The sequence below is a fragment of the Deltaproteobacteria bacterium RIFCSPHIGHO2_02_FULL_44_16 genome (genome assembly GCA_001798185.1).
Lineage (GTDB): Bacteria > UBA10199 > UBA10199 > 2-02-FULL-44-16 > 2-02-FULL-44-16 > 2-02-FULL-44-16.
The window spans coordinates 42087-48121 of the sequence record MGRM01000026.1 but is presented as its reverse complement, the minus strand read 5'-3'; the positions used below and the strand labels follow the sequence as shown (position 1 = coordinate 48121).

5 protein-coding genes are annotated in these 6035 nt (G+C 42.5%); all 5 read left to right on the top strand.

Features of this window, described 5'->3' with window-relative positions; translation table 11 throughout:
• Nucleotides 1–297 precede the first annotated feature (297 nt).
• The 5 genes from A3C46_00285 (at nucleotide 298) to A3C46_00265 (ending at nucleotide 6030) form a co-directional block, all read left to right on the top strand.
• Entirely contained in the window at nucleotides 298–933 is a 636-nt protein-coding gene (locus tag A3C46_00285) for a hypothetical protein (protein OGQ21667.1), read from the top strand.
• Between the two features lie 153 nt (nucleotides 934–1086).
• Nucleotides 1087–1377, top strand: coding sequence for an integration host factor subunit beta (locus A3C46_00280; protein ID OGQ21666.1), 291 nt, complete (start codon nucleotides 1087–1089; stop codon nucleotides 1375–1377).
• A 32-nt stretch (nucleotides 1378–1409) separates the two neighbouring features.
• Nucleotides 1410–2495, top strand: a complete 1086-nt coding sequence (locus A3C46_00275; GenBank protein OGQ21665.1) for a DNA protecting protein DprA — start codon at nucleotides 1410–1412, stop codon at nucleotides 2493–2495.
• Nucleotides 2496–2581: 86 nt separating this feature from the next.
• Entirely contained in the window at nucleotides 2582–4864 is a 2283-nt protein-coding gene (locus A3C46_00270) for a DNA topoisomerase I (protein OGQ21664.1), read from the top strand.
• A gap of 26 nt (nucleotides 4865–4890) precedes the next feature.
• Nucleotides 4891–6030, top strand: a complete 1140-nt coding sequence (locus tag A3C46_00265) for a hypothetical protein (protein ID OGQ21663.1) — start codon at nucleotides 4891–4893, stop codon at nucleotides 6028–6030.
• Nucleotides 6031–6035 lie beyond the last annotated feature (5 nt).

Genomic DNA, 6035 nt, shown 5'->3' with positions numbered 1-6035 from the left:
TCGGAGGCTCTGTCATACTGAATCCAACTGTCAAACCTTGAAAGTCTCACTGGTCAAACCAGTGGCTTACCTGTCAGAGAGTTAGGTGCAAAAAAGTTAGGATGCAGTCTTGCTTTAAGTGGGACATATAAAAATGATGCTCCAGAAGAAGAATTAGTGCGTCGAGTTCATGAAGCAGCTAGATCAAAGCGAGAATCATCATTGTGGCTAATTGCTGTTATTTCTACTGTTGCTTCTGTTATTAGTGCATTGGCTGCATGGGCAGCGATTCTTAAAATTAAAAATTGAAAATTGAAAATGAACATCCCTTTCTACCCAAACACCGAAGATGGTATTCATTGCTGGCAAGCGGCATTAAAAATGGCGCTTGCGGTGTTTGAACCTTCACGTGAATATTCCTATGCGGAGCTCGATAAGATCACGGATCAACAACCGGGAAAGTGGACCTGGCCAACGGCAGGATTTCTTTGGTTACTGAAACAAGGGTACACACTGAAGCTCATTGGAAAATTTGATTATCATGCATTTGCAAACGAAGGCGAAGCCTATCTTCTTCGCAGACTCGGCGAAGAAGTGGGGAGAGCGCAGATTGAAAAAAGTGATGTGAAAGCTGAAATCAAATATGCAAAAGCGTTTGCTGACATTGCTCCCCTCGAAGTCCGGGCTCCTTCCCTCAGTGATATTGAACATCTTTTAAAGGATGGCTTCGTCGTGATTTGCCATATTAACCCTGCAAGTTTATACGGTCATCAAGGATACACGGGACATTATATAGTGATCTGTGACGTGACTGAGGAGGAGGTGATCCTTCACGATCCAGGTCTTCCTGGAAAGCCTTACCATCGTGCCAGTAAAAAGGATTTTAATCGGGCATGGTCCTACCCTGAAAAGAATGATCGCGTTCTTATGGCAATTTATAAAGATCAACGATAATCCCTTTATTTTTAATTACTTAGGTCTTTTTCCTCCCTTTTTGAGCCCATTTCTCTAACAGATTGATTTTAAAAGCAAAAAGAACAAAATTGACAGGTTCTTCCCGAAGGTGCTAAAATTGCGAACAATATCAGATAATTACGGAGGTGATGTATGAATAAATCAGAACTCATCGAAAAGATTTCAGAAAAAGCAAAGCTTCCCAAGAAGCAGGCTGAGGATGTGGTGAACCTCATTTTTGACTTTATGACCGATACCCTTGTCAAAGGTGGGCGTATCGAAATACGTGGCCTCGGGAGTTTCATGGTAAAAAATTATGCCTCCTATAAGGGGAGAAATCCTCGAACAGGAGCGTCGATTGAAGTCAAACCGAAACGACTCCCTTTCTTTAAAGTTGGAAAGGAATTAAAAGAGCGAGTCGATAAAGATTCAACTCAACCTTAACCTTCATGCTGCGCCAGAAAAAGGAGTTTTGTATGCATCTCTCCAAGCGCGAACGTCTTGCGCGTCTGGCATTTCAACATCTCTTTGGAACGACACCAAAATTTGCAGCCGATCTCATACGATACTTCGGTTCTGCTCATGTTTGCTTTGAGACTTCGCATGAGATTATGCGCCCACTCTTTGGAGAAAAAGAACAACTCTGGAAAGAATTTTCAACTTTTCAGAAGTGGGAGCAATGCGAAGAAGAAGAGAAGTGGTATGCCCAACAAGGAGTACATGTTCTCACGCAAGAGAACGATCTGTATCCCTCACTCGTGAAAGAAATTTTCGATCCTCCTCTTTTGCTTTTTGCTCAAGGCGAACTCTCATTGCTTCAGCAACCGGCCATTGCTCTTGTCGGTTCGCGAAAAGCATCAGCTCATGGTTTACGCGTTGCGTACGAACTTGCTGTGGATCTTGCATCTCTCGGTTTTGTGATTGTGAGTGGTATGGCCTACGGTATCGATGCTGTGGTTCATCGAGGCGCGCTTTCTGCAAAAGGAAAAACAATTGCAGTCTGGGGGACAGGAATTGATCGACCTTATCCTGTCGAACACTCAACGCTGGCACATGAAATTGCTGCGGCGGGACTTCTGCTCACCGAATTTCCTCGGAGCACGAGCGCAAAAGCGCATCATTTTCCACAGCGCAATCGAATTATCAGCGGTCTTTGTGTGGCAACGATTATTGTAGAGGCCGCTGCAAAAAGTGGAAGTTTGATTACGGCACAATATGCACTCGATCAAGGGAGACTTGTCTTTGCTCTTCCCGGAACTCCACGAAATGTTTTCACGTCAGGAAATAATCGACTCCTCAAAGAGGGAGCTCTTTTTGCAGAAACTGCTGACGATATTCTTGAACATGTGACGACACAACTGACACCTCAGCATACGAGTGAAACGAAAAAGGCTGGACATTCTTTAAAGCTCCCTGTTAAGGCAAAGAGCTTTTCGTTAGAGGATTATGTGACACAACATCAACTTTCTCCATCGCAAGCAGGAGAATATTTAAGTGAAATGATTTTGAATGGAAAGATTCGAGAACTTCCTGGAAAGAGATTTGAGGTGGTGTCATCCTGAGTGAAACGAAGGATCTCCTGTGATCACTCGAGATTCTTCGCTAACGTTCAGAATGACACCGCACTTTCGTATGAGAAAGGAATCGTATGGCAAACGCACTTGTCATTGTTGAGTCGCCGGCAAAGGCTAAAACCATTAAGAAATATTTAGGTGCAGGCTATAAAGTTTTGGCCTCGGTTGGTCATATTATGGATCTTCCGCAAAAAGAACTCGGTGTCGATATCGAGAATGACTTTGCGCCGACCTATACCCCTATTCGCGGGAAAAATAAGGTTTTAAAAGAAATTACGGACGCAGCAGAAAAAGTTTCGCATGTCTATCTTGCTCCTGACCCTGATCGAGAAGGCGAAGCCATTGCCTGGCATATTGCGGAAGAGATCCATAAAAAATTGGGGAAGAAAAAAGGCCCCAAAATTTATCGCGCTCGTTTTAACGAAATTACCTCCCACGCGATTAAAGATGCGATCAAAAGCCCTGGTGATTTAAATCAACATCTCTTTGAAGCGCAACAAGCGCGTCGTATTCTCGATCGTCTTGTCGGTTATCAGATCAGTCCGATTTTGTGGGATAAAGTACGACGTGGTCTTTCAGCTGGCCGCGTTCAATCAGTGGCGGTGCGCATTGTGTGTGAACGTGAAGCTGAGATCGCAGCTTTTGTTTCAAAAGAATACTGGTCCATCATTGCAAAATTTTTGGGAAGCAAAGAACCTGCATTTGAAGCGAAACTTTTTAAAATCGATGGGAAAGAGATCGATCTTTCTACTGCTGAAGACTCCACCAAAATTGTTGAGTCCTTAAAACGCGAAACATTTCTCCTACAAACAATTACCAAAAAAGAACGCAAACGTCATCCGACACCTCCGTTTATTACGAGTAAACTTCAGCAAGAAGCGGCGCGCAAACTCGGCTTTTCAGCAAAAAAGACGATGATGCTCGCACAACGTCTCTATGAAGGTGTTGAACTCGGCGATGAAGGTCTTGTCGGTCTGATTACCTATATGCGTACTGACTCCATACGAGTTGCGGATTCTGCACTTGCCGACGTTCGCGATTTTATTGTGGAGCGTTATGGAAAAGATTCTCTTCCGGAAGAGCCGAATGTTTATAAGAGCAAAAAGGGGGCGCAAGATGCGCACGAAGCTGTTCGTCCGACATCGATGAAATATACCCCAGAACAGGTCGAAGCCTTTTTAGAAAAAGATATGCTTCGTCTCTATGATCTCATTTGGAAACGATTTGTGGCGTCCCAGATGATTCCTGCTGTTTTTGATCAAACGTCGTTTGATATTCAAGCTGGAAAACGTTTTCTTCTTCGCGCATCAGGCCAAGTCCTTCGTATTCCGGGATTTATTTCAGTGTATATGGAAGGGGAAGATGACGGCAAAGAAAAAGATGAAGAGGAGAATACTTCACTTCCAGATCTTAAAGAAGGAGAAACATTAAAGCTGATGGAGATCGAACCGAATCAACATTTCACACAGCCGCCTCCTCGTTATACGGAAGCCTCACTTGTAAAGGCTTTGGAAGAGCTCGGAATTGGACGTCCATCGACTTATGCCAGCATTATGAGTGTGATTCAGGAAAAAGAATATGTCCTGAAAGATCAAAATAAATTTTCGCCTACAGAACTGGGAAAGCTGATTACAGAACTTTTGGTCGCGAGTTTTCCTCGTATTTTTGATGTCGGATTTACAGCGCAAATGGAAGAAGAACTCGATGAAGTTGAAGAAGGAAAACGAAATTGGGTTACAACTTTAAAACAATTTTATGGAACGTTTGAAACGAAGTTAAAAACAGCAAAGGCAAACATGAGAGACGTGAAACGCGAATCAATTCCAACTGAACATACGTGTGAAAAATGTGGAAAGCCGATGGTCATCAAGTGGGGTCGACATGGGCAGTTCCTCGCGTGTTCTGGCTATCCTGAATGTCGAACGACGAAGGAGTTTAAGCGAACGGATGAAGGAAAAGTTGAAATTCGTGAGCAAGAGAAGACCGATGCGATCTGCGATAAATGTGGAAGTCCCATGGTGCTTAAGCGTGGACGCTTCGGAGAATTTCTAGCGTGTTCGAAATATCCGGAATGTAAAACCACACGTTCCATTGGGACAGGAGTACCGTGTCCCAATAATGATGGTGGAGAGCTTGTGCAACGTCGTTCAAAACGGGGAAAAATTTTCTATAGTTGTAATCAATATCCGAAATGCACGTATGCGATTTGGGATAAACCGATTGCAGAAAAATGTCCGGAATGTGGTCATCCCCATCTGATTGAAAAGTATTCCAAGAAAACTTCCAGTGTCAGTCTTGCATGTCCTCAAAAAGAATGTGGGTTTAAGAAGACAAAAGCAGAACAATCTGATGAATAATATATTCTATCAATGGAGATGTTTTTATGGCTCATTTTACAATTGCTGGGAAAAGAGTTCATAATGTTGTTGCTGAAAATGGCTTAAGAAAATTGTACAAGAACCAGAATCTTCGCCATCTTCACGATGGCAATAAAGATTTTACAGAACCAGAATTAGGGGCTCTTTTAGACGTATATCCATCTTATTTTGGTGAACATTTACGCAAGCGTGATTCTTTTGAAGATGGAACCATTTCGAGTTTACATGATCTGCCTGCGTTCGAAAATGAAAACATAATGGAAATAAAAGAAGCCTTTGCATTGGCATTCGAATATATTTCCAGATTTTCTTCTTCCCAGAGAACAAGAAAAATCGACCCTTTTTTGTTGGCGAATTTTAACTCGTCTCGATTGCTACCCGAACAGATGGAGCGAGTATCAAACTCTGATTTAATCGAGATTGCAGCTACTCTTTGGCCAAAGCGACAGAATGGACTTTCGATGCCTCATCATGTTGATGTGAAAACCTGGTATCACTGCGAAAAAAAAGTGTTTGAGTGTCATCCTGATACGCAAGGGCGTCATCTTCCTTCATGGTTTAAGAATTATCTTCAAGATTTTGGGAAAGAATCAGCATGGCTCAATGAAGCACAGAGGTGTGTTCTTCATGAATTCAAAAAACGCGATCGCGCAAAAAGTTTATCGCAAGCTGATGCACAGCACTTCGTTGAAACCGTTGAATATAGTGTGGATAAATTCGATGATGTTGTGCCCAACTTTGGGAAACTCATCGCGTTCAATAGAACTCAAAAAAGAGCGGAAAAACTGAAAGAGATTAAAGTATTATTCTTAGCAATACCAAACGAAGCACTTTTAAAAGGATTTTTTTCTGACTTAATCTCTGATCCTGCAGAACAAAAGGCGCACGATCAATTTTATGCGCATTTTAATGAATCGAATGGGGTGCTTTCCGATTTTCAGATTGAAGAGACAAGAAGAAGAGATGCTGCAAAAGCATGGACAGAAGATGATATTCTTTTATACCAACAATTGCTTGATACACCGGAGGGTCAATGGATTCGAACCCTTCCAGCGAATGCATCTTTTCATAATGTTTTTCATCATCTCGAAGAGCAAGTGCGATTACGTGCGACTGTTCGTACTACAACATCTGCAAAAAGATAAAGTGC

Excerpts from the sequence above, each read along its gene's own strand:
- A3C46_00285 (OGQ21667.1), top strand. The coding sequence starts at position 298 with ATGAACATCCCTTTCTACCCAAACACCGAAGATGGTATTCATTGCTGG.
- A3C46_00280 (OGQ21666.1), top strand. The coding sequence starts at position 1,087 with ATGAATAAATCAGAACTCATCGAAAAGATTTCAGAAAAAGCAAAGCTT.
- A3C46_00275 (OGQ21665.1), top strand. The coding sequence starts at position 1,410 with ATGCATCTCTCCAAGCGCGAACGTCTTGCGCGTCTGGCATTTCAACAT.
- A3C46_00270 (OGQ21664.1), top strand. The coding sequence starts at position 2,582 with ATGGCAAACGCACTTGTCATTGTTGAGTCGCCGGCAAAGGCTAAAACC.
- A3C46_00265 (OGQ21663.1), top strand. The coding sequence starts at position 4,891 with ATGGCTCATTTTACAATTGCTGGGAAAAGAGTTCATAATGTTGTTGCT.